Genomic DNA, 22,073 nt, shown 5'->3' on the forward strand with positions numbered 1-22,073 from the left:
TGACGATCACGCTGACCGGCACCAACGACACGCCGGTTGCGGTTGCCGACACCAACAGCGGTCTGGAAGACAGCACCATCACGGGCTCTGTGGCGACCAACGACAGCGACGTGGATGACGGCGCGACGCTGACCTATGCGCAGACCAGCGCGGTCGCCGGCCTGACGATCAACGCGGACGGCAGCTACAGCTTCGAGGCGTCGAATGCGGCCTACCAGCACCTGGCCGAGGGCGCGACGCAGGTCGTGGTTGCGAATTACACGGTCACCGACGAGCATGGCGCCAGCGCCCCCTCGACGCTGACGATCACGCTGACCGGCACCAACGACACGCCGGTTGCGGTTGCCGACACCAACAGCGGTCTGGAAGACAGCACCATCACGGGCTCTGTGGCGACCAACGACAGCGACGTGGATGACGGCGCGACGCTGACCTATGCGCAGACCAGCGCGGTCGCCGGCCTGACGATCAACGCGGACGGCAGCTACAGCTTCGAGGCGTCGAATGCGGCCTACCAGCACCTGGCCGAGGGCGCGACGCAGGTCGTGGTTGCGAATTACACGGTCACCGACGAGCATGGCGCCAGCGCCCCCTCGACGCTGACGATCACGCTGACCGGCACCAACGACACGCCGGTTGCGGTTGCCGGTCATACGCTGAACTACACGGAAAACCACGCCGCCACCGCGATCGACCCGGCGCTGACGGTGTCAGACGTCGACAACGCCAATCTCGTCTCGGCGACGGTGCAGATCACCGGCAATTACGTCAACGGCCAGGATGTGCTGGGCTTTACCAACCAGAACGGCATCACCGGATCGTTCAATGCAGCGACCGGAACGCTCACTTTGACCGGGTCATCCAGCGTCGCGAACTACCAGACCGCGCTGGACTCGGTGACCTACTTCAACACCAGCGACAACCCGTCGGGCCTGGCCCGCACCGTCACCATCATCACCAATGACGGGGCCGCCAACAGCGTGGCCGTGACCGACACGATCAACGTGACGCCGGTCAACGACGCGCCGGTGTTGAACGCTAATGGTGGCACGCTGTCCTATACCGAGAACCAGGCGGCGACGGCCATCGACACCGTGCTGACGGCGTCGGATGTCGACAGCACGAATCTGACCGGGGCGACAGTATCGATCACAACCAACTTCGCCTCAGGCCAGGATGTGCTCGGCTTCACCAACCAGAACGGCATCACGGGCAGCTACAATGCGGGGACCGGCGTGCTGACGCTGACCGGTTCTGCGACTGTGGCGAACTACCAGGCGGCGCTACGTTCGGTGACGTATTCGAGCTCAAGCGATAACCCCTCGGGTGCGACCCGCACCATCAGCTATCAGGTGGACGATGGGGCCGGCGCCAATCACGCCAGCAACATCGCGACCTCGACGGTGGCGGTGACGCCGGTCAACGACGCGCCGGTGTTGAACGCTAATGGTGGCACGCTGTCCTATACCGAGAACCAGGCGGCGACGGCCATCGACACCGTGCTGACGGCATCGGATGTCGACAGCACGAATCTGACCGGGGCGACGGTATCGATCACAACCAACTTCGCCTCAGGCCAGGATGTGCTCGGCTTCACCAACCAGAATGGCATCACGGGCAGCTACAATGCGGGGACCGGCGTGCTGACGCTGACCGGTTCTGCGACTGTGGCGAACTACCAGGCGGCGCTACGTTCGGTGACGTATTCGAACTCAAGCGATAACCCCTCGGGTGCGACCCGCACCATCAGCTATCAGGTGGACGATGGGGCCGGCGCCAATCACGCCAGCAACATCGCGACCTCGACGGTGGCGGTGACGCCGGTCAACGACGCGCCGGTGGCGCAGAATGACGCATATATCCTCGACACTTCAGGCGGAAATATCTTGACGGTTACAACGCCAGGAGTTCTCACCAACGACTCTGATCCAGACAGTGCAATAACTGCGGTCAAAGACACCAACCCGACCCACGGAACGGTGACGCTTAACCCCAATGGCTCATTTACTTACACGCGGACAGACTCTTTCTTAGGCACGGATTCGTTCACCTATCATACTTCAGATGGCTCTCTCTCTTCCAATCCTGTGACCGTCACAATAACGTTGGCCGGTAGCGTCAGTGGACACGTGATCAATTTTGGAAACGGTACTGACATTGCCAATTTCGCCAACAATACTTTTGATGGAAATACGCCGGCCCCTTCAGGCAATTGGTCTGTCTTGATGGGCAATGGCGGCGATACTCTGGTGACAGCATGGAATCACATCAACGGGACAACCACCTATAACGGTGGAAATGGTGCAGACGACATCACCCTGGTGTTCTCCTCCACTCAGCTTGAGCAAGTTCTCTCGAATGCAACGTTCGAAGGAGCGTTACAAAACTACTTTAACGGTTCTCCGACAGGAACTCTCGACCTTTTAGCTTCGAGCTGGCAAGCGAGCGCCACCGCTTTCGAAAACGGAAATCTCGCGCTCGCACTCAATGGAGGTGGCGCTGCGACCTATTCCGCGATCGCCGATGACTTGCCCAATCTCCTTGCGGGGTTAACCGGCAATCCTTCGGATAATACCCTGGTTGGAACTGCCAACGGTGAGACAATCTCGGGTAACGACGGCAACGATATCGTGGTGGGTCTCGGCGGCGACGATACCCTGAATGGCGGAAACGGCTCCGATCTGCTTCTCGGCGGTTCTGGAAACGATACGCTCACCGGCGGGGCCGGCATTGATATTCTGTCAGGCGGCACCGGAAACAATACGTTCAGGTATACGGCCGTTACCGACTCAAACCATGCCGGCTTCGATATTGTCACCGATTTTGCGTCGGGGTCTGACAAAATCGCGGCCACCTCGGGCCTTGCAATCACATCGATCGGCACGTCGTTGGCCACGGCGACGAGCTCAGTTGCGGCCCATACATTTGCCTGGTTTGTCGATACTGCCAACAACCAGACGATCGTCTACGGTAACGCCACGAATGGCGCCCTCAACGGCGGCACCGCCAGCCTGCTGGAAATACACCTCGCAGGGGTGACGTCATTGACTGCCACCGATTTTGCGACGGGAGTAGCTCCGGCCGGCATCGCCGGCGAGCAGATCAACCTTGGTCTGACCGATCCCTCGTCGGACCTGAACGACCTGATAACGGTCACAGTCAGCGGTGTTCCGTTGGGGTGGAGTTTGAACGCGGGGACGAACGAAGGCAACGGCACCTGGACGGTGCAAACAAATGATGTCCGGTCGCTAGCAGTTACCACGCTCACCGACTTCGCGGGTGCGGTTGTCCTGAACGTTGCCGAAACGTGGACGGAGGCAGACGGCAGCACGGGAACCAGGGTTGTTTTCGACAATATTGAAGCTTACGCGGCCGGTTCACCAATCTTCGCCATTTCGGGCGACGACAACCTGACCGCTTCGAGCGGCAACGACTTGCTCGTTTTCGCTCAACCGATTGGCCGGGATACGATCTACAATTTTGACACCGCGCACGACCAGATCGATCTGGTCGGTTATGCCGAGTTCACCGGCTTTGGCGACATTCAGGCGCACACGGCCAATGACAGTAACGGCAACGCGGTGATCTCAGCGGGAGAGGGGCAGTCGATCACGCTGCATGGGGTCGATGCCTCGTCGCTCACGGCAAGCGACTTCATCTTCGATCAAACGCCGGTCACTGAAAACGCCGGCCACATGGTGATCGCCGATGGTGCAATCCTGCCGCTCTCCGGCATCATCGACAATACCGGCACGATCGAGTTGAACTCGAGCGGAAGCGAGACCGATCTCGAACTGATCGAGCACGGCATCACGCTGCAGGGCCACGGGCAGGTCATCCTGTCCGACAGCAGTGAGAACGTGATCACCGGAACGGTTTCCGACGTTACGCTGACGAACGTGGACAACACGATCTCCGGTGCCGGCCACCTCGGGGATGGGATGATGGTGCTGGTCAACGAAGGCACGATCATCGCCACCGGCACCAATGCGCTCGACATCGATACCGGAGCTAACGCCGTCACCAACACCGGCACGATCGAGGCAACAGGAACCGGTGGACTGGAGGTCCACAGCGACCTCGTCAACACCGGCGTGTTGTGGGCCAATGGCGGCAACGTCACAATCGATGGCAATGTCAGCGGTAACGGAACGGCTCAGATTAGCGGTTCGGCCACACTCGAATTCGGAGCGGCCTCATCTGCGCATGTCACGCTTGATGCCCAAGCGACCGGGACAATCGTGCTCCATGACTCCTTCGACTTTAGCGGGGTCGTGTCCGGATTTAACGGGGATGACCACCTTGATCTCCTCGATGTGGCATTCGGGGCCGGCACGACCGCGAGCTATGTCGCAAATCAGGCTGGTGCTGGAGGAACCCTGTCGGTGACCGACGGAGTCCATACCGCCAATATTACCCTGTTGGGCCAGTACGACCCCGCGGGCTTCCAAACCGAGGCAGACAAGAACACGGGAACGCTCATCAGCTACCACGACCATCTGGCCTGATGCGCGGCGGGGAAATGGGTCGGGGCGAATGTTGCGGCCCTGACTTTGGATTACGGCGTGATTTTGAAGAGGGGCGGATTTTCCGCTGATCTGTGTGAGTACTCCGTTCAAAAGACCCGACGAACTCCGGCGTTTGCTGCAAAGCTGCCGGGGCTATTTCGTCACTGCCGCGATCTTCAGCTTGGCGATCAATCTGCTTTACCTGGCCGGACCGCTCTACATGCTGCAGGTCTATGACCGGGTGATCGCAAGCGCCAGCGAGATCACGCTGCTGATGCTCACGATCGCGCTGTTGATGGCGTTGCTGGCGCTGGCAGGGCTGGATGCCGTACGCGCCCGCGTGCTGACCCGCGCCAGCATTCGCCTCGACCAGACGATCGCGGCGCGCGTGATGACGGCGATCATTCATCGCTCCGCTGGCGCCGGCGGCGCGCGCAGCCAGCTGCTGCGCGATTTCGACACCTTCCGCCAGTTCGTCACCGGCATGGGGATCCATGCGATCTTCGATCTGCCCTGGGCGCCGATCTACATTGCCGTGATTTTTGTGCTGCACCCGTTCCTGGGGGCGTTCGCATTGGGCTGCTCCATCCTGCTGATTCTTATGGCCCTGTTTAACGAGTGGCGGGTCAAGCTGCCGTTGACGGAGGCCGGCGAGGCGGCTTCCCGGAGCTACAGCTTTACAGAGATGAGCCTGCGCAATACCGAAGTGGTGCGGGCGATGGGCATGACCGAAGGGCTGCTGAGGCGTTGGGCCCGTGATCGCACCCGTATGCTTGAACGGCAGGTCTCTGCGAGCGATCGCGCCGCCACCATGCAGAGCATCATCCGTTTTCTGCGGCTTGCCATGCAGTCGATGATACTTGGCCTCGGCGCCTATCTCGTGATCGAGCGACTTGCAACTGTCGGCGCCATGTTCGCCGCGAGCATTCTGCTCGGAAGAGCCCTGCAGCCGGTAGAGCAGATCGTTGGATCCTGGCGCAATCTTGTATCTGCTCGTGGAGCATTCCTGCGCATCCGCGAGCTCTTGAAAGCCGATCCCCAACGGGAGGTCGGTTTGACGCTGCCGCGCCCGCAGGGCCGACTCTCGGTCGAGGGGCTCTCCTATGTGCCGCCGTTTGGTTCGAAGCCCATCCTGCGCGGGGTATCGTTCGCAATCGAGCCGGGCGAAGTACTAGGCATCATTGGTCCTTCGGGCGCCGGGAAATCCACGCTTTCGCGTCATCTGGTCGGTGTGCTTGCGCCATCTGCAGGCGCGGTGCGACTGGACGGGGCGGACGTCTCGAGCTGGATCAAGACGTCACTCGGCCAGCATATCGGTTATCTCCCCCAGGATATTGAGCTGTTTGCTGACACTGTTGCCGTCAACATCAGCCGATTCCAGGAGGGCGAAGACAGGGAGGTGATTCTGGCGGCGCGGATGGCGGACGTGCACGAGATGATCCTGCGCCTGCCGGATGGCTATGATACGCAGGTGGGAGAAGGCGGCGCCATACTCTCGGGCGGTTATCGTCAGCGTATTGGTCTTGCCCGCGCCATCTTCGCCAATCCGAGCCTTCTCGTGCTCGACGAGCCGAGCTCCAATCTCGACGCCGAAGGAGACGCCGCGCTCGCCGATTGCATTCTTCAACTCAAGAAGCGCGGCACGACGGTGGTGATTATCTCCCATCGGCCGGCCACCATCGGCGTGGCTGACAAGATCCTGGTGCTGCGTGAAGGCGTCGTCGAGATGTTCGGACCGCGCGCCGAGATCCTGGCCCGTCTGACGAGGCCCGTACCGATCCACACGGTCCGCGAGACGACGGGTTAGGACATGGTCATGGCGCTGATGGAGTTTACAAGCTGGTCGAAACCACGCGCATTAGCGCCGAGCTCGACGAGTGATCAACTCAGGAGCGGTGCACCGAGCGACTCGATTCGTCGCGTAGCACTCGCGGGATGGCTGATCATCGCCATCTTTTTCGGCGGATTCGGCACCTGGGCGCTGACGGCACCACTCAACGGCGCCGTGGTTGCAAATGCTATCGTAAAGGTCGACGGCAACCGCAAGAGCGTTCAGCACCTCGATGGCGGCATTGTCAGGGAATTGCATGTCCGGGAAGGGGAGCGGGTGCTGGCAGGCGATCTCCTGATCGTTCTGGACGATACGCAGGTCCGTGCCGAGTATGAGGTGCTCACACAACAATATGCCGTGCTTCGTGCAACGGAAGTACGGCTCCTGACGGAGCTCGATCATGGATCCGAGCTGGCCATGCCGGCCGATTTGAGGGCGCGCTCTGATGACCGCTACTTTAAGAGCGTATGGACCGGTCAGCTCAATCAGTTCGACAGTCGGCGAGCATCGCTTGACGGGCAACGAAGCGTCATTCGCGAGAAGATCAACCAGCTTGGGTCACAGATTGTGGGCGCCGAGGCACAGGTCAAGGCCTTCACCGATCAGATCAACTCGGTCCGCAACGAGGCAAAGGATCTTGCGCCGTTGGTCGAACGGGGCCTGATTGCGCGTCCGCGAATTCTCCAGCTGGAGCGGACGGCGTACGGTTTGGAAGGCCAGATCGCCGATACAAAAGCCGGTATCGCGAAGGCCCGACAGGCCATCGCCGAGCAAGAGCAGCAGATCGCCCAACTCGACAATGATCGGATGACAGATGTCACCAAGGACTTGCGTGACACGCAGGCCAGATTGCTCGAGGTCATTCCGAAGGCGTTGAGTGCAAAGTCGGTCCTGGGTCGCATGGAAATTCGGGCGCCCTATACCGGCCGGGTCGTGGGATTGACCGTGTTCGCCGTCGGCAGCGTCATCCAGCGCGGCGACAAGATCCTCGACATCGTACCGGCCGAGGACGCACTCACCATCGAAGCCCAGGTTGCGGTGGAGGACATCAGCGACGTACATCCCAATATGCGCGCCGAAGTCCATCTCACTGCCTACAAGCAGCGCATCGTCCCGATCATTCACGGCGACGTCATTCAGGTTTCGGCTGACCGCCTCACTGATCCCAAGACAAATGCGCCGTACTACACGGCCTTTGTCCGGATTGATCAGAGTGAGTTGGCGGACATGCCGAACATTCGCCTGTACCCTGGCATGCCGGCGACCGTTATGATCCCGACCGTCCAGCGAACCGCGTTTGATTACATCGTCGGGCCGCTCGCGATGTCATTCAATCAGTCGTTCCGGCAGAAGTAACCGGTCAAGCAACCGATGGACGAGGCAATCCAGTAGCGACGCCGAGCCGGACGACGAAGGATCAAATGGCCTCGTCCCGGAGGCCAACTTCGCTTGACGACGCAAATCGCTGCAAAGCCAGAGGCCGAGGAGGTGCGGTGTGAGAGGCACGAGGCCATCAAGGCATTCATAGCGCTTACCGCACGGGCGATATCAACGGCTTGCAGACGGCGCGCTAGGTCATCCGGCCGACCTCGCGAAATTTGATCCATGCACGCTGGTGTCGTCGCTGCATCCGCCGGTCATATGCGAGTGGATTGAAAGGGTTGGATGCACTCCGACAGCTCATCGGCTTTGCATAAATATCGAATTTCCGAATAATCAAATTATATCGCCGTCCACCCGTAATAATCCGTGATTCTTTAATGACTCTCAGCCAGCGCTCTGCCCAGGATTCCGATTGTTGGCCGGCTATCGTCTTTGTATTACGACGTTTTATCGATTTTTGGGTTGTCACGACGGCGCGTTTTGCGGCGGTTAATTCAGGATGGCATTATATATTAAATATTGACGCTAATAAACATTTAATGGATAGTTTATCGCTGGCGGCCGGATATAATCCGCAGCCGCTGGAAGTTGCCGAGGTGTCTGCAAATTCATCTTGAAAGAAGGGATTCTTCCAATGTTGCAATATTACATCGAGACCAAGGAAGCGTTGAAGCGTCTGCGGACGGACCAGGATGGGGTGGTGTCATTCGAGTACATCATCGTCGCGGTTTGCATCGTTGGCGCAGTGGGTGCTGTGTTCGGTGGCGGAGCCGGTGGACAGATCGGGGCGGCGTTAACGACCGGGATCACCGCAATCACCACCGCTTTCGCCACCGCGATCGCTGGTTGATACGGCCATCTTGGCGCCAGAGGGGGGCAATCCAAGCTGCCCCCCTCCCGCAGGAGTGCTCCCGCTAGTTTGCCTTCCACCTTTTTTGAACCGTGCATTTCATGAGTTGGATTGCTCCCACAGCCTCGATCCTGGAAATCCTGTTGTTGCTCTATGTCGCAACGATGGACGTTGCGACGCGCCTGATCCGAAACGAAATTTGTCTCGCGCTGGCGCTCCTCGGGATCGCCGGTCAATTGCCTAGCCCGATTCAAGTCGCTGTGTCGCTGATCGCAGCCGCGATCCTCTTTCTGCTGCTTTTTGTCCTATACGCGCGCGGAGGAATTGGTGGCGGCGATGTCAAGCTGCTGGTTGCCCTGGCGGTTGGTCTCCCGCCGAGCGGCGTGATGCAGTTGCTAACGGTCACCGTGCTGGCCGGCGGCGTTCTTGCCTTGGGGCATCTGATGATGCGCCACCTGCCATATCCCAGGTTGGCACCCGCCGGATCGTCGCTCGTACGGCGGATCTACGCGATCGAGCGTTGGCGCCATTTGCGACACGCCCCGCTGCCTTACGGAGTTGCTATCGCATGTGGCGGTATCTGGACCATACTGAGCAAAGGATCGTGAAATGTCATCCGCGCTGCGTCTGTCGATCATCGTGGTGCTTTTGCTTGCAACCACAGCGTTCGGACTGATTGCCTATAGCATGAACCTGCCGAAGGCCAGCCCTCCGGTCCCAGTACAGGTGACAGCGACGACCCTCGCGCCGGCGGCGCCGGCGACGGCCGGATACTTTATCGCGGTACGGCCGTTGCCGAGGGGGACGTTGGCCCGCGAAGAGGATTTCGCCGTGCGCGCGGTGCCGCCGGAGCGCGTTCCCCAGGGAGCTATCCTTGAAACCCCCGAGTCCAAGTCCGGACTTCCGGGTTCACTCATCCGCAACTTCGTCGAAGCGGGCAGTCTCGTTACATTGCAGGATATCCTGCGTCCGCGGGACCGCGGTTTCCTCGCCAGTATCCTGGCGCCAGACAGCCGTGCCATCAGCATCAAGGTTGACGAGGAGGCCGGTGTCTCGGGCCTCATCAGGCCGGGCGATCACGTGGACGTCGTGTTGACCCAGGTTTTCGAGAAAGTCGATACCGCGCGTCGCGCCCTGAGCGAAACCGTTCTGCGCAATGTTCGAGTCATCGCGATTGATCAGGAGATCGTGCAGGGCGCGCGACCCATTAGCGGGATGGCAGGTAAGCAAACGCAGACTGTTTCACTGGAGCTTACGCAAGTCCAGGTCAAGAAAGTCACCGTCGCAAAGCAGCTCGGGACGCTCTCCTTGGCCGTACGCGCAGCAGTCGATCAGTGGGACAAGGCAGACACCGGCGCGATGTCGAGCTGTGATGTGTCGCCTGAACTTGCCCGCCAGTATGCAATTTCTGCACAGAGAACGGCAGTAGTCGTTCATTCAGGCGGTGAGGTCAAGCAATACACGGTCAGAAAGCAAGTGGAAGACGCTCTCGTCAGCTGCGACGGTGCATCGGATGCCGTAGGCCCGACTGCAACGGCGGTGGGTTACGATAACAGGTTGTCGGAGAAACGCTGATGAACATTGCCATAGCCACTCCGCCTGAAGAATCGACCTCAATCGTCACGCGTAACCGCATCGTCGGTTTCGTAAATGATGAGCTCAGCGCTGCGGCGTTGCGCAAGGGGCTCGAAGGCGCCAACCTCTCGATCAGGCGCGGCACGATCCGCAATGCCATACGGATGCTTGAAACCGACACCGACCTGTTTGCGCTGGTGGCAGACATCAGTGGCATCGATGATCCTTTTACTGAACTGGAAAGGCTGTCCGGCGTCTGTCCACCCGATGTCCGAGTAGCCGTGATCGGCGATAACAGGGAGATTACCTTCTACCGTGAGCTCCTGGAGCTCGGCTTGACGGAGTATCTGCCGCGGCCGCTCACGCGCGATATGGTCCTGGACAAGCTGCGCCCCAAGCTGCTCGGCGACGTGGCAGCCAACCACATCGATCGTGGCGGGCACGTGGTCTCGATCTGCGGGGCGCAGGGCGGCGCCGGCGCCACGAGCATCGCGATCAATCTGGCGCTGCAACTCGCCGAGACAACCAAGGCCAAAGTGGCGCTGCTTGATCTTCATTTGCAGGGCGGCGAGGCCGCCGTGATGCTGGGTGTTCGTCCCGGGCCGGGGCTGCGCATCGCTCTGGAAAATCCGATGCGGGCGGACACACTCTTCCTCGAGCGCGCGGCAATCGAAGTCAACGAAAGGGTTTGCTTGGTCTCGGCCGACGAGGACCTCGATGCGCAGCTCGAAATTACGGAAGCTGGCATACGACACGTGCTGGGTCTGCTGCGTCAACGGTTCAACTACATCGTCGTGGATGTACCCGTCCCGTTTCCGCCGTCGATCTATCCCGTGATTAAACTTTCCCGTCATGTGATGGTGCTGCTCGAATCCGAGGTGACCGGACTTCGCAATGCCCATGCGCTACGCGCCGCCGTGATCAACATCGCGGGCAAGGACCGGGTCTTTACCTTGCTCAACCGGGCCGGTCGTCCCGGGGGCCTGCCGAGGGCGGCGGTCGTCAAGGCGTTGGGTGCAGAGCCCGACATCGTCATTCCCGATCTCGGCAAGGGCATGACCGAGGCGCTCAATCTGGGCATTCCAGCTCTGAAGCACGTCAGAAAATTGCGGCGCCACCTGGCACCGATCGTACGGGAGATCAGCGGTGTCGCTGCTGAGCGGAGTGGCTGGTGGAGGAGGGTGCTCACAGCACATCTGCGATGAAAAAATTTGGTAGGCGTGAAGACGACGCACCAGCTCACATATCTTCATTGACGACAAGCCTCCCTGCATCTGCGATGGGCTTGCCTTTGCCGCCGCTCAGCACGGCTGTATCCGCACCGAGCGTGCCGTCGCCCGCGCCAAGGCGCGACGAACCGCCGATCGACCAACCCATAATCCCGCCTTCGCTGCGCGAACGGGTAATTGAGCAGATCGAGCCATCGGTGGCCGCAACCGTCTCGCGGGAAGTTCTCCGGCGGCAGATTGAGGAGATCATCCATCAAATTGCCAACCAGGAACGGCTCGAGCTGTCGGGCCGTGAGCAGCTGCAGCTCGCAGACGAAATTGCCGACGACATGACGGGCTACGGGCCGCTCCGTCCGCTACTACTGGACCAATCGATCAACGATATCATGGTGAACGGTCCGAGTAATGTCTACGTGGAGCGAAACGGCAAGCTGGAACGAGTTGCGGTGCGATTCCGGGACAATGGTCACATTGCTTCCGTCGCTCAGAAGATTGCCGCGCAGGTTGGCCGGCGCGTCGACGAGTCCAGTCCGATGGTCGATTGTCGCCTGCTGGATGGCAGCCGGGTCAACATCATCCTCCCGCCGCTGGCGATCCATAGTCCGTGCATTTCCATCCGAAAATTTCCAAGCCGCCGTTTGGACATAGCCGGATTGATTGAAAACGGCTCAATGACCGCGGCCATCGGACGTTTGCTGGAGATCGCCGCCCGCTCGCGGCTCAATGTTCTGGTCTCCGGCGGTACCGGATCCGGCAAGACGACGCTCCTGAACGCTATGAGCCAGTTCATCGATCACACCGAACGCATTGTCACGATCGAGGACGCGGCGGAGTTGCAGCTTCAGCAGCCGCACGTGATCAGCCTGGAGACCCGGCCTCCCAGTCTCGAGGGCACAGGGCAGGTGACACAGCGCGATCTGCTGGTAAATGCCCTGCGCATGCGTCCCGACCGGATCGTCGTTGGCGAGGTGCGCAGTGCCGAAGCATTCGACATGCTGCAGGCGATGAACACCGGCCATGATGGTTCGATCTCCACGGTACACGCGAATAGTACCCGGGATGCCCTGACCCGCATCGAAAACATGGTGCAGATGGGACAGGTCAATCTACCGTCGCGCGCCATTCGAAGTCAGATCGTCGCGGCGCTGGACCTCATCGTGCAGGTCGAACGCATGCGGGACGGACAGCGCCGCATCATTCAGATCAGCGAGGTGATCGGCCTTGAAGGGGAGGTGATCACCACCAATGACATCGCAGCCTTCGAGTATCAAGAGGAGGATGTGAACGGGCGGATATCGGGCAGCTATAAGTCCAACCTTGCAACTCCGAAGTTCAAGAGCCGTCTTGTCTATTTCGGGCTAGATGGTGCTTGGGCCGAGGCCATGAGGCAAGTATGATGCTGGAGTCCGTGATCGTCACTGTTCTGGCCCTCGCGATGTGTGCAGCAGCCATCTCGTTGTGGCTCGACGCTCGGGAAAGACGCATCAATCGCCAGTTGGCGATTGCTCTGCCAACGTCGCATCCGGCTAACCTACCATCCATTCGCCGCTTGGAGACCGGGTCCCAGGCTCAGTTTCTCAATCGGCTGTCCAATTACAATCCCGATATACCCTACGTGTTGCATCCGGCCTATGTGCTGCTCGCCGGTGCATTCGGAGCAGCAGCGATCCTTTATGCGAACAGCCAGCTGGGATATTCCCTGGTCTACGTGTCCATTGTCGCCGCAATCACGGCCATTATTGTGATACGAGGCCTGTTCGGATGGCAGAAACGTCGGTTCGCTCTTCAGCTTTTTCGACAGCTGCCTGACGCGATCCAGCTGGTGACAAGTACCGTGCGATCAGGCCTGCCTGTGCACGAGGCATTTCGTGCCCTCGCGCGCGATATGCCGCAGCCAACGGCTGGGCAGTTTGCCATCGTATGCAGCGAAGTGAATCTGGGTAGACCTCCAGAGGAAGCTGTCCAGGCTGTCTATCGGCGAACTCAGGTGGCGGAGTATGCGATCTTTGCGGTGACACTTGCCGTTCAGATGAAGTCCGGTGGCAGCCTGGCCGAGACCTTGCAGAACCTGGGAGACACTGTCAGGCAACGTGTGGCGCTGGCTGCTCGCGCCAAGGCACTGGCGGGAGAGGTGATCTTTTCCTCACGAGCGCTGACGGTCTCGCCATTGATTGCAGGTGGGGTCCTATACGCAGCCAATCCGCAAACCGTCGATCTGTTGTTCACCGATCCGGTCGGAAACAAGCTGCTGGTCTACGCAGTCGTTTCGGTGCTTGTTGGAGCCCTGGTGATAAGTTGGATGGTCAGAAGGGAAACAGCACTATGACCTCTGGTCTCAGTCTGGTGGCCCTCGCAGTCGTGGCTGGGACTGCGTCCTGCATGTTGATTATCCGCGAAATACACGTTCGTACATTGGACGCCCGGGTGTCGAACGCTGTGATGGGCGTTGCTGGCCAGTCTGCCCCCTTCCAGGATGTGACCGGTTGGTTTTCGTCACTCGGCATGCGGTATCGTCGCTTCTATGCTGAGGAAAATCTGGATCAGCTACGAACCATCCTTCAATCATCAGGTTTCAATCATCATCGAGCCTTGCCGACCTGGATCGGTGTCAAAGCCGTCAGCATGGCCCTCTGCCCGATCATCGCCGGGTGTGTCGCTCAGCTTTTCGGGAAGGCACTGCTGGATGTGCTGGTCTTCACACTTATTGGCGTGGCGATCGGCATTTTAGCGCCGCGATTGATACTGGCGGTGCTGAAGCGGCGGTTTGATGCCGCCATTCGACTGGGCACGCCGGATATGATCGATTTGCTGGTTGTGTGCAGCGAATCGGGAATGGGCCTGGAAAGCGGGCTGGCACGCGTAGCGCAAGAAATGCATGAGACCAATCCTGCTATAGCCCGGGTCATGAGCGGCCTTCTTGATGATCTCCGAATCCTGCCAAGGCGCAGCGACGCATTCGATAAACTGGGATCTACGTCGGATGGGCTCCGGCGGTTCGGACTCATGGTCGCCCAAAGCCTGCAATACGGAACGCCGGTGGGCCAGGCTCTGCGGAGTGTCGCTGTCGACCTCCGGCGCGAACGTATTACCAAGCTTGAAGAAAGAGCACACAAGTTGGGCGCCAAGCTGACTATTCCGATGGTGTTGTTCCTGCTTCCAGCCATGTTCGTCATTTTGGGAGGAAGTCCCATTCTGCACCTCGTGCGTTCGTTCGCCAGCTTCGGTAAGTAGCCATGAGCACGATTGCCCTGTCGAAAACCTCCTCTTACGATCGGACGATGCAACTGTTCGGCGGCATGTGGTTCATGTTGCTGGCGCTTGGCGTCGCCATCAAGATCGGATCGTCGGCTCATGATCCCTGGCCGTCGCTCCTGTCGAGTGTTTGCCTCGCTGTCTTCTACGTGCTCCTGGCGCTGTTGATCATCACGCGGCCTCCGGCGAAGGCGCAAGCGAACGGCCGTCTGCCAAGGATAGCGGCGTTCGTCGGTACCTACATGCCGTGGACGATCGCCTTCTTCGGCGAAACCGACAAGGCGTTACCAAACCTGGCGTCCACCGCGTGCGTGTTGATCGGCATGATCATGATGCTGGTCACCATCCGACATCTTGGCAGGTCGTTCAGTCTGGTGCCACAGGCGCGCAACGTGGTGCAAACGGGCCCGTATCGGTGGATCAAGCACCCGCTCTACCTTGCGGAGGAAATCGCCGTGTTGGGCGTGGTGCTGAGAAGCCCGACGCCGCTGACAGCGGCCTTGCTCGTCTTGCATATCGGCGTTCAGGTTTGCCGCATTTATTACGAAGAGGACCTGCTTCGTCGCAACTGCCCGGAATATTCCGGTTACGAAGCATCGCGCTGGAGAGTGGTCCCTTACGTTTGGTGAGTGCTGTTCCGGTCGACGACCGGATGGGTGACTATCGGTGGAGGTCAACTCATGAGCCGCAAGAAGTCTTTGATCGTGGATCAACGCGGCGCCGTCGCACTTGAGACCATGATCGTCTACATTTTCTTGGTGTCGTTCCTGCTTGTGCCGCTCGCCGACTTAGCCGCCGCGGGCTTCCAGTTTATCTCCGCATGGAGCGCATTGCGCTCCTTCGGGCAGTATGTGCAGTACGCTAATCCGCTCGCCCCTGACGGCACGGTGAGCTGGAAGACAGGGCTACAGACCACAGTCGCAGGTCATGCGATCAGCAACCTTCAGGTTTTGTGCGGCGACGCAGGGGCCACCTGTTCGCCGAGCAATCTTGCTTCTCCGAAGTACATTACATTTTCGACAACCATCACTTTGGCTCCGCTTGGGGCACGCCCGCCTTTTGTGGGTTCGCTGCTGTGTCCCACCACCTGCACGTACACGCTGCGTCACTCAGAACGCTTCCAGTAGGGTGTTTCCATGCGTGATCTACTCCATTCCCAACGAGGCTCCGTCGCATTCGCAACAGTCATCGCTCTCGTGCCACTGATCGGAGTGGTCGCACTCGGGGCCGAGGCTGGATCGTGGTACGTCACCCGCCAGCACGCGCAGAACGCCGCCGACTCAGCGGCCTATTCCGGCGCATTGCGGCTTTCATGTACAATGGCGGGTGCGGCCTGCGAGACGCAGTCAGTGGATTATCGCGGCAAGGAATTCGCGGCTCAGAATGGGTTTTGCAACTACAGTCCCAATGACGCTACCGCCTATCCGGGCAGGAATTGTCCGACGAGCCTTCCGACGAGAACCTCGCGGGTCGTGCAGATCGATATCGGCAACTACAATGCGGGCACGTTCACAACGCCCGTTGCGGGCACGGGCAACGCTGTGCGCGCCAGAGTCAGCCAGCAACAACCGGCGTACCTGGCGGCAGTGCTGGGCTTGACCACCGTCAACATCCCCGCCCAAGCCATTGCAATGGTCCAGCTACCGAGCAAGGTGTGCGCCCTAGCGCTGGGACCTGATCCGAACGGTGGGGGAGCGCTCAAACTCGCTGGTAATCTCAGCAACAACGGAACGGGTTGCCCGCTGATGTCTGATTACAGCGTTCAACTTGGCAGCAGTCCAACTTTTACCCCCCCGGATGCGGGGTGGGCCCTGTTCGGTACAACTGGCTGTAAGCCTGGCGGCACCTGCGCCAACCCCGGCGTAACGCACAACTACTTTATGCCTCCCGCCTTGGATCCACTTCAGGGATTGAACAATCCTACCTCGTCGATCAACACGAGAACCGGAACCACCACCAGTGCATCTACGAAGGTTACATGCCCCGCCATCAACCCAATCACCGGACTACCGTATCCCAATGGCAGCAAGTGCTGGAACGTTGCACCCAACACCAGCAGCGGCGCATATACCGGAAGCTTTAACTGGGGGAACCAAGATTATGTGACGTTTACAGGGTCGGGAACGTATTTTTTCTATAATGCATCGGTGAACATCACCGGCGCAACCGTCACGGGCACAGGTGTCAACATTGTGCTGCTCGGCAGTTCGAGCCTCACGATCAACGGCGGGAATGTCAATCTCTCGGCCCTTTCTAGCAACCCGACATTTCCTGCTTTGAATGGGGTTCTGATTGACGATCAAACGACTGCGAACGTCAACATCGGCGGCAATGGTGTGATCAAGCTTGCAGGCGCGATGTATTTTCCCAAAGCGAATGTGTCGTTCGGCGGGACGACTCAACCTAGCAATACGACCTGCTCGGAAGTGATCGCCAAAACACTCACCATGACCGGTGGCGGCTACCTCAGCACGCAAGGCTGTGCTCCGACCACCATCGTTTACACCCAAGTTGTCGCTTTGGTGCAATGATGAGAAAGCTCGACAATCGCGGTGTCGCGCCGTTTGAATTTATCATGGTGGCCGTGGCGCTTTTCACGTTGATGTTCGTCATATTCGATCTTGGGCGCTATGCCATCACGATGCAATCCTTGCGGACGCTCGCGAGTGCTGGCGCCCGTGCGGTCATGATCAGCTGCTATACGCCTGCCTTGCTTCAAAGCCCGCCGCAGTCGCCGGCCGGCTGCACCGGGGATCCCCTGTCCACCTCCGCAAAGCAGAACGCGGCACCCTTCCTGTTTTTCGGAGGTCTCACGCCAACGCTGACCGTGGGGGCCAACAGCAACAGCTTGAGTGTTACAGCTTCCCAGGCAAGCTTTACCATGCTGATGCCCATATGGGGCACAGCGCTCAATGCGCCGAGCGCCTCCAACCAGATTCCCTTCTAGGGGCGAATATGGCAGCACGCCTGACATGTTTCGCCCGACAGCGCTACGTGGCCACGCCGTCCGGGCGTCCGCTTTTCGATCGGGGATCAAGAAGTTGGTCGAGTTTGGTCAAACGCGCGGGTGCGGAATTTCACCAGAGGGATTTGCACTCGGCCAAGCGAATCTCCGAGCGTGCGACCGAATGTCCTTCGATAGCAAAGCCGCGACGCAAGCGCGCGCCAATTGCACTCGTGCTGCGGGATAGTTCCCCACAGCCAGTGGGAATGATGCGCGCTGGCAACATTGAAGAGTTTTCTTTCCGCTTGCGGCGGTGCGGTAAGTATCTCGTCTTGCAAGCTGCCTGCATCAGGGAGGATGATCTTGGAAACACGAAGTAACGAATTGTAGTGGGACAGATTGTAAGCTCTGCGACGTGGTGCGCAGAGGGGAAATGTTGAGGACGTCGAGCACGTAGATTTGCGGGAATCTTCGTGGATCGCAGTGGGGGACTCGGATGAGTGGCGATGGCGTTTCGGGTAACAAGGTCGGGAGGCTTCTCGCCTTCGGCGTGATGGGTCTGGGCGCGGCGCTCGCCTCGTCTGGGTTCGCTGACCGCGCGGCGGCTGCAGACCGGCGGGGCTCATCCGGCGGCGTCATCGTCAGCGAGATGAACGACGTCCAGCGGGTCAAGCTCGTCCTCAACAAGTCACGTACCTTCAAAGTCGACACGGCCTTTGCGACGATCGTGGCGGGCTCGTCTGACATCGTCGACGTGAAGTCGCTGAGCGATCACCTCATCTACGTGCAGGGCAAGCAGACCGGCACTACCAACGTCATCCTGTTCGACAGCTCGATGAAGCAGATCGGGATTCTCGACGTCGAGGTCGTGATCGATACCGGCAATCTGCAGCAGAACATCCGGACCAGCACCGGCGGGCAAGGTATCCGCGTGTCGGCTTCCGAGGGCCAGGTGGTGCTCAGCGGGGTCGCGGCCGACGCAGTTACGGCCGAGCGGGCCATGGCGATCGCCACCAGCACGGTCGCGAAAGGGGGGGTCGTCGTCAACGCGATGAGCGTCGCGGCCCCGCAACAGGTGATGCTCGAGGTGCGCTTCCTCGAGGTCAACCGAGAAGCCGGCCGCAATCTCGGCGTCAATCTTTATGCGGCCAATGCCAACGGCACGAACGTTGGTAACACCGGGCTGGGTCGTGTGACCGCCGCCGGTCGATCACCGATTGGTGGGATCAATACCGCCAACGGTCCTCTCGGTGCCGGGGGAGGGGATGTCGGCGCTCCCCCGACGGGTAGCCTTCCGGTACTAGGAACTCTGGGAACGCTCGCCGGTACAGCGGGGGGCATCGCGCCGGCCCCGTTCGGAAGCTTGTTGACCAGCATTGTCAGAACCAGCAGCGGCGGCTCGGTGGACCTATTGATCTCGGCGCTGGAAACCAAGGGGTTGGCACGCCGGCTGGCGGAGCCAAATCTGACCACGCTGTCCGGCGATGCCGCGCGCTTTCTTGCCGGCGGTGAGTTTCCGGTACCGATACCGACCCAGACAACAAACGGCTTTCCCACAATCACGATCGACTACAAGAAGTTCGGTGTTGAGCTCGCCTTCGTCCCCACTGTGCTCTCGCGCGGTGTGATCAATCTTCGGGTCGAGCCGTCGGTCAGCGAACTTGATTTCGCCAACGCGGTCACGATTCAGGGGACGACCGTTCCTGCGCTGACCCGTCGCGACGCGCGAACCACGGTGGAGTTGCGCGATGGCCAGAGCTTTGCCATCGCCGGCCTGTTGCAGACCCGCAATCGCCAGGACGTTTCGCAGTTACCTTGGATCGGCTCGGTGCCGGTGATTGGAAGCCTGTTCAGCAGCAAATCTTATCAGCAGGAAGAAACCGATCTGGTGATCATCGTGACGCCGCGCCTGGTCGCGCCGGCGGCGCCCGGTCAGCAATTGGCCTCGCCGCTCGACTCCCGCCTGCCGGCCAACGACGTCGATTTCTTCCTCAATGGTCAGATGGAAGTCCGCAAGCGTTACAATGACTACGTCAATTCCGGAGGCGAAGTGAAGGGACCGTATGGCCACATCATCGCGCCTGAAGTCCGGGCCCCCATCGTCGTCCCGGCCGCTAGTGCCGATCAGACGGTCGTCAAAACTCTAAACTAAAGGACGCGCGAGATGACGATCAGGCATCTGGTTCTGTTTGCGCCCATCCTGCTCGGGGGATGTTACGGCGTCGCCGGTCATGACGAGGTGGACCGCTACTTTCAGCGTTCCAACAGCATCACGATGACCGCCGGCGATGCCAAGCAGGTCAACGCCGTGACCCATACCATCCACCCATGGCCGCGATACGTGGGCGATCGCCGGATCGCGTATGACGCGCGACGTGTGGGCTCGGCCGTGACGCGCTACGGCAACCAGCAACAGCCGGTGGATCAGCTTCCCGATAACGGTGATCCGACGAAACTAATGGGCCAGCGCCCGCCCGTCACGCAGAATGTCAACGTAACTGGATTGGGAGCGGGAGCATCGTCGGGCATATCGGTGCCAGTCGGCGGGGCAGGGGGCAGGTAGCGGCTTTTGGTAGTTGAGTTCAGCGACGGGACATTGAGTGCGGTGCAGTGAGTCCGCTGGGCCGGGCGGGGGACAAAAAATTATGCGACGTGCCATTCTACTGCTGACCTGTTGCTGGCTGGCGCCAGGCCTTGCGGCATGTGACCAGACCACGAGGGTGGCTGCCGTCGTGGCTCCCGTAGACCCACCGGGTGGGGACCCGGTGCAGGAGCCGACCGACGTCAAGTACTACCCGTCGGACGAGCCTGTGCGGCTGGGGCTGGAGCATTACAATCGCGGCAGTTACGGGCTCTCACAGCGCTATTTCAAGGACGCCGTCGAGAAATCACCCAAGGACGTCACCGCCTGGATTGGTCTCGCAGCGAGCTACGACAAGCTGCGTCGTTTCGATCTGGCCGATCAGGCCTATGCGCAAGCGATCCGGCTGGGAGGCGAAACCGTTCAGATTCTGAATGACCAGGGATATTCGTACATGCTGCGCGGCAATCTGAATGCAGCGCGACGGAAATTCGAGAAGGCCTATTCACTCGACCCAGGTAATCCGGTCATCGCCAATAACCTCGAGCTTCTCAATGGCAGCCGGCGGTTCATTGAAAGACCACCAAACAACCAGCCATAAGCAATCGACCGGATACTGCGATCACGGCCAGTTCTCGTCAATTTGGCCCAATCACAGCATCAGCGTTACGGCTGCCGCTGCGGACGATGACAACAACGCCATTGCGAACGGTAAATCGTGCGCCGAGCAGTTTCCGCACCTTCTCCGTGATCGGAGAGGGAAACGGAACGGTGTCTCCCACGACGGGTTCGCCGACCTTGATCGTCTCAGTCGCGGAGCCTGCAACTGGTGCAGGCTTGATATAGTCTCGGATAAGCTGAATCTCTTCACGAGATAGGATGAGCGGAGCCTGGTCAGGACGGGTCTCCGACGGCGGCTTGGATGTTTCACTGCTTGCTTTTTCACGTATCTCATTGGTGCTTGCGATCTGATCGAGCCTGGCTACGCGTAGCTTGAGCGCGATGATGTCACGTTGCAGTGCTGCGATCTCCAATTTGCGCGCGTTGGCCTGCATGAAGACAATGATCGCGCAAACGCAGCCCACGACAAAGCCGACGCTCAGCAATGCGATCAACCACCGCTCAAAGTTTCCCATCGACCGTCCGGCCGTCCGGGGGAGTTGTTCGCGCTGGAGATGGCTCCGCCAGATGCGGCGTGCTCGGTGCATCCAGTCGGTAGAGCCCGTTACGCTTGCCGCCGGCCGGCCTGACCCAAAATGCGCGGGCGACGAGGCGGCTTCCTCTCGGGCCGGATCAACTAACGACGCCGTGTCGACTTGCTCAAGCTCTAGATCCTCGGGGACGCGATCCTCCGTAGTCAGATGAGCGGCAGGGTGGAAGGGATCCATCTGCTTATCGAGCCGGCCCATCTCCATTCTCCGTGGAGCCATCTATCAACTTCAGCAGTTCCGCCGACGCGGATAGAATAGGGTACCCGAAGATTGGATCAATCGGAACGAAAAAGGCGCCAGGCCGCGCCGTGAACCGTTCTGAGGATAGCTTCAGGAGATAGGGCACCAACAGATGCCAAGGTTCGCCCCGCGAATGCACGTTCCGACCACGCGGACCATAGACAGTGCAATGAGGCACCATGTCGTGCGACGAATGCCCAATTTCAGCTGGTTAAGCCCAGGGTGCGACCGGTACGTTATTGGTTGTTCTACCGCTGTGGCTGTCTCTTAATGAGCCGCTTTATCGGGTTCTTCAGACGCTTACGCCAAGGCGCTTGCATGCGTGATAGCGCGCGCCATGACTAAGCGAATCTGAAGGGCAGCTGCGTTGCTCGATCGATCGCTAGCTGCCCCCTTTTCATTTGGAAACACTAGCCAACCTACTGAAATTACTGGAGCGTGTTTCGACCATTTTTTCCAAATGCGCCTT

General features: G+C 59.7%; 19 protein-coding genes. 18 read left to right on the forward strand and 1 reads right to left on the reverse strand.

Going from position 1 to position 22,073, the window contains the following annotated elements; genetic code table 11:
- The first annotated feature begins 11 nt into the window (after window positions 1–11).
- The 18 genes from ACIPUD_RS37020 to ACIPUD_RS37105 all read left to right on the forward strand — a co-directional run bounded on the left by ACIPUD_RS37020 (window position 12) and on the right by ACIPUD_RS37105 (window position 20,754).
- On the forward strand, window positions 12–4,508 hold the full coding sequence (locus ACIPUD_RS37020) for a beta strand repeat-containing protein (protein WP_446482674.1): 4,497 nt from the start codon (window positions 12–14) through the stop codon (window positions 4,506–4,508).
- Between the two features lie 94 nt (window positions 4,509–4,602).
- A complete protein-coding gene (locus ACIPUD_RS37025; protein ID WP_231188757.1) occupies window positions 4,603–6,315 on the forward strand; it encodes a type I secretion system permease/ATPase in 1,713 nt (570 codons plus the stop codon).
- A gap of 9 nt (window positions 6,316–6,324) precedes the next feature.
- Window positions 6,325–7,695 carry an HlyD family type I secretion periplasmic adaptor subunit gene (locus tag ACIPUD_RS37030; protein ID WP_026233538.1) on the forward strand — a complete coding sequence of 457 codons (1,371 nt, stop codon included), beginning with the start codon at window positions 6,325–6,327 and terminating at the stop codon, window positions 7,693–7,695.
- Between the two features lie 404 nt (window positions 7,696–8,099).
- Window positions 8,100–8,339 (forward strand): hypothetical protein, encoded by a 240-nt coding sequence (locus ACIPUD_RS37035; RefSeq protein ID WP_143273384.1) that lies wholly within the window; start codon window positions 8,100–8,102, stop codon window positions 8,337–8,339.
- A 17-nt stretch (window positions 8,340–8,356) separates the two neighbouring features.
- The gene (locus ACIPUD_RS37040) at window positions 8,357–8,572 is read left to right on the forward strand and encodes a hypothetical protein (RefSeq protein WP_085352040.1); all 216 of its coding nucleotides are present in this window, start codon (window positions 8,357–8,359) and stop codon (window positions 8,570–8,572) included.
- Between the two features lie 101 nt (window positions 8,573–8,673).
- A complete protein-coding gene (locus ACIPUD_RS37045; protein WP_018458241.1) occupies window positions 8,674–9,180 on the forward strand; it encodes an A24 family peptidase in 507 nt (168 codons plus the stop codon).
- Window position 9,181: 1 nt separating this feature from the next.
- Window positions 9,182–10,147, forward strand: a complete 966-nt coding sequence (cpaB, locus tag ACIPUD_RS37050; protein ID WP_085352041.1) for a Flp pilus assembly protein CpaB — start codon at window positions 9,182–9,184, stop codon at window positions 10,145–10,147.
- Window positions 10,147–11,352 (forward strand): AAA family ATPase, encoded by a 1,206-nt coding sequence (locus ACIPUD_RS37055; RefSeq protein WP_018458243.1) that lies wholly within the window; start codon window positions 10,147–10,149, stop codon window positions 11,350–11,352. Before cpaB ends, ACIPUD_RS37055 begins: the two co-directional genes overlap by 1 nt.
- Window positions 11,349–12,773: a CpaF family protein gene (locus ACIPUD_RS37060; RefSeq protein WP_446482649.1), complete on the forward strand. Its 1,425-nt coding sequence runs from the start codon at window positions 11,349–11,351 to the stop codon at window positions 12,771–12,773. Before ACIPUD_RS37055 ends, ACIPUD_RS37060 begins: the two co-directional genes overlap by 4 nt.
- Window positions 12,770–13,702: a type II secretion system F family protein gene (locus ACIPUD_RS37065; protein ID WP_018458246.1), complete on the forward strand. Its 933-nt coding sequence runs from the start codon at window positions 12,770–12,772 to the stop codon at window positions 13,700–13,702. The genes ACIPUD_RS37060 and ACIPUD_RS37065 overlap by 4 nt, the downstream gene beginning before the upstream one ends.
- Window positions 13,699–14,607 carry a type II secretion system F family protein gene (locus tag ACIPUD_RS37070; protein WP_018458247.1) on the forward strand — a complete coding sequence of 303 codons (909 nt, stop codon included), beginning with the start codon at window positions 13,699–13,701 and terminating at the stop codon, window positions 14,605–14,607. Before ACIPUD_RS37065 ends, ACIPUD_RS37070 begins: the two co-directional genes overlap by 4 nt.
- A 2-nt stretch (window positions 14,608–14,609) precedes the next feature.
- Complete coding sequence (locus tag ACIPUD_RS37075; RefSeq protein ID WP_018458248.1) at window positions 14,610–15,257, forward strand: methyltransferase family protein; 648 nt, start codon at window positions 14,610–14,612, stop codon at window positions 15,255–15,257.
- Between the two features lie 51 nt (window positions 15,258–15,308).
- A complete protein-coding gene (locus ACIPUD_RS37080; protein WP_085352212.1) occupies window positions 15,309–15,755 on the forward strand; it encodes a hypothetical protein in 447 nt (148 codons plus the stop codon).
- Window positions 15,756–15,764: 9 nt separating this feature from the next.
- Window positions 15,765–17,159, forward strand: coding sequence for a TadG family pilus assembly protein (locus tag ACIPUD_RS37085; protein ID WP_446482650.1), 1,395 nt, complete (start codon window positions 15,765–15,767; stop codon window positions 17,157–17,159).
- Complete coding sequence (locus ACIPUD_RS37090; protein ID WP_446482651.1) at window positions 17,156–17,575, forward strand: TadE family protein; 420 nt, start codon at window positions 17,156–17,158, stop codon at window positions 17,573–17,575. The genes ACIPUD_RS37085 and ACIPUD_RS37090 overlap by 4 nt, the downstream gene beginning before the upstream one ends.
- A gap of 493 nt (window positions 17,576–18,068) precedes the next feature.
- Entirely contained in the window at window positions 18,069–19,724 is a 1,656-nt protein-coding gene (locus ACIPUD_RS37095; protein WP_018458252.1) for a type II and III secretion system protein family protein, read from the forward strand.
- Window positions 19,725–19,736: 12 nt separating this feature from the next.
- The gene (locus tag ACIPUD_RS37100; RefSeq protein WP_018458253.1) at window positions 19,737–20,135 is read left to right on the forward strand and encodes a hypothetical protein; all 399 of its coding nucleotides are present in this window, start codon (window positions 19,737–19,739) and stop codon (window positions 20,133–20,135) included.
- Window positions 20,136–20,337: 202 nt separating this feature from the next.
- A complete protein-coding gene (locus tag ACIPUD_RS37105) occupies window positions 20,338–20,754 on the forward strand; it encodes a tetratricopeptide repeat protein (protein ID WP_018458254.1) in 417 nt (138 codons plus the stop codon).
- 37 nt (window positions 20,755–20,791) lie between these two features.
- Here ACIPUD_RS37105 and ACIPUD_RS37110 read toward each other — a convergent pair whose 3' ends face one another.
- The gene (locus tag ACIPUD_RS37110; protein WP_446482652.1) at window positions 20,792–21,562 is read right to left on the reverse strand and encodes a hypothetical protein; all 771 of its coding nucleotides are present in this window, start codon (window positions 21,560–21,562) and stop codon (window positions 20,792–20,794) included.
- Window positions 21,563–22,073: the final 511 nt, after the last annotated feature.

Source organism: Bradyrhizobium sp. CAR08 (genome assembly GCF_052871955.1).

What these genes read in the sequence shown, in the direction of transcription:
- ACIPUD_RS37030 (WP_026233538.1), top strand. Translation starts at nt 6,325, where the DNA reads ATGGCGCTGATGGAGTTTACAAGCTGGTCGAAACCACGCGCATTAGCG.
- ACIPUD_RS37035 (WP_143273384.1), top strand. Translation starts at nt 8,100, where the DNA reads ATGACTCTCAGCCAGCGCTCTGCCCAGGATTCCGATTGTTGGCCGGCT.
- ACIPUD_RS37040 (WP_085352040.1), top strand. Translation starts at nt 8,357, where the DNA reads ATGTTGCAATATTACATCGAGACCAAGGAAGCGTTGAAGCGTCTGCGG.
- ACIPUD_RS37045 (WP_018458241.1), top strand. Translation starts at nt 8,674, where the DNA reads ATGAGTTGGATTGCTCCCACAGCCTCGATCCTGGAAATCCTGTTGTTG.
- cpaB (WP_085352041.1), top strand. Translation starts at nt 9,182, where the DNA reads ATGTCATCCGCGCTGCGTCTGTCGATCATCGTGGTGCTTTTGCTTGCA.
- ACIPUD_RS37055 (WP_018458243.1), top strand. Translation starts at nt 10,147, where the DNA reads ATGAACATTGCCATAGCCACTCCGCCTGAAGAATCGACCTCAATCGTC.
- ACIPUD_RS37060 (WP_446482649.1), top strand. Translation starts at nt 11,349, where the DNA reads ATGAAAAAATTTGGTAGGCGTGAAGACGACGCACCAGCTCACATATCT.
- ACIPUD_RS37065 (WP_018458246.1), top strand. Translation starts at nt 12,770, where the DNA reads ATGATGCTGGAGTCCGTGATCGTCACTGTTCTGGCCCTCGCGATGTGT.
- ACIPUD_RS37070 (WP_018458247.1), top strand. Translation starts at nt 13,699, where the DNA reads ATGACCTCTGGTCTCAGTCTGGTGGCCCTCGCAGTCGTGGCTGGGACT.
- ACIPUD_RS37075 (WP_018458248.1), top strand. Translation starts at nt 14,610, where the DNA reads ATGAGCACGATTGCCCTGTCGAAAACCTCCTCTTACGATCGGACGATG.
- ACIPUD_RS37080 (WP_085352212.1), top strand. Translation starts at nt 15,309, where the DNA reads ATGAGCCGCAAGAAGTCTTTGATCGTGGATCAACGCGGCGCCGTCGCA.
- ACIPUD_RS37085 (WP_446482650.1), top strand. Translation starts at nt 15,765, where the DNA reads ATGCGTGATCTACTCCATTCCCAACGAGGCTCCGTCGCATTCGCAACA.
- ACIPUD_RS37090 (WP_446482651.1), top strand. Translation starts at nt 17,156, where the DNA reads ATGATGAGAAAGCTCGACAATCGCGGTGTCGCGCCGTTTGAATTTATC.
- ACIPUD_RS37095 (WP_018458252.1), top strand. Translation starts at nt 18,069, where the DNA reads ATGAGTGGCGATGGCGTTTCGGGTAACAAGGTCGGGAGGCTTCTCGCC.
- ACIPUD_RS37100 (WP_018458253.1), top strand. Translation starts at nt 19,737, where the DNA reads ATGACGATCAGGCATCTGGTTCTGTTTGCGCCCATCCTGCTCGGGGGA.
- ACIPUD_RS37110 (WP_446482652.1), bottom strand. Translation starts at nt 21,562, where the DNA reads ATGGGCCGGCTCGATAAGCAGATGGATCCCTTCCACCCTGCCGCTCAT.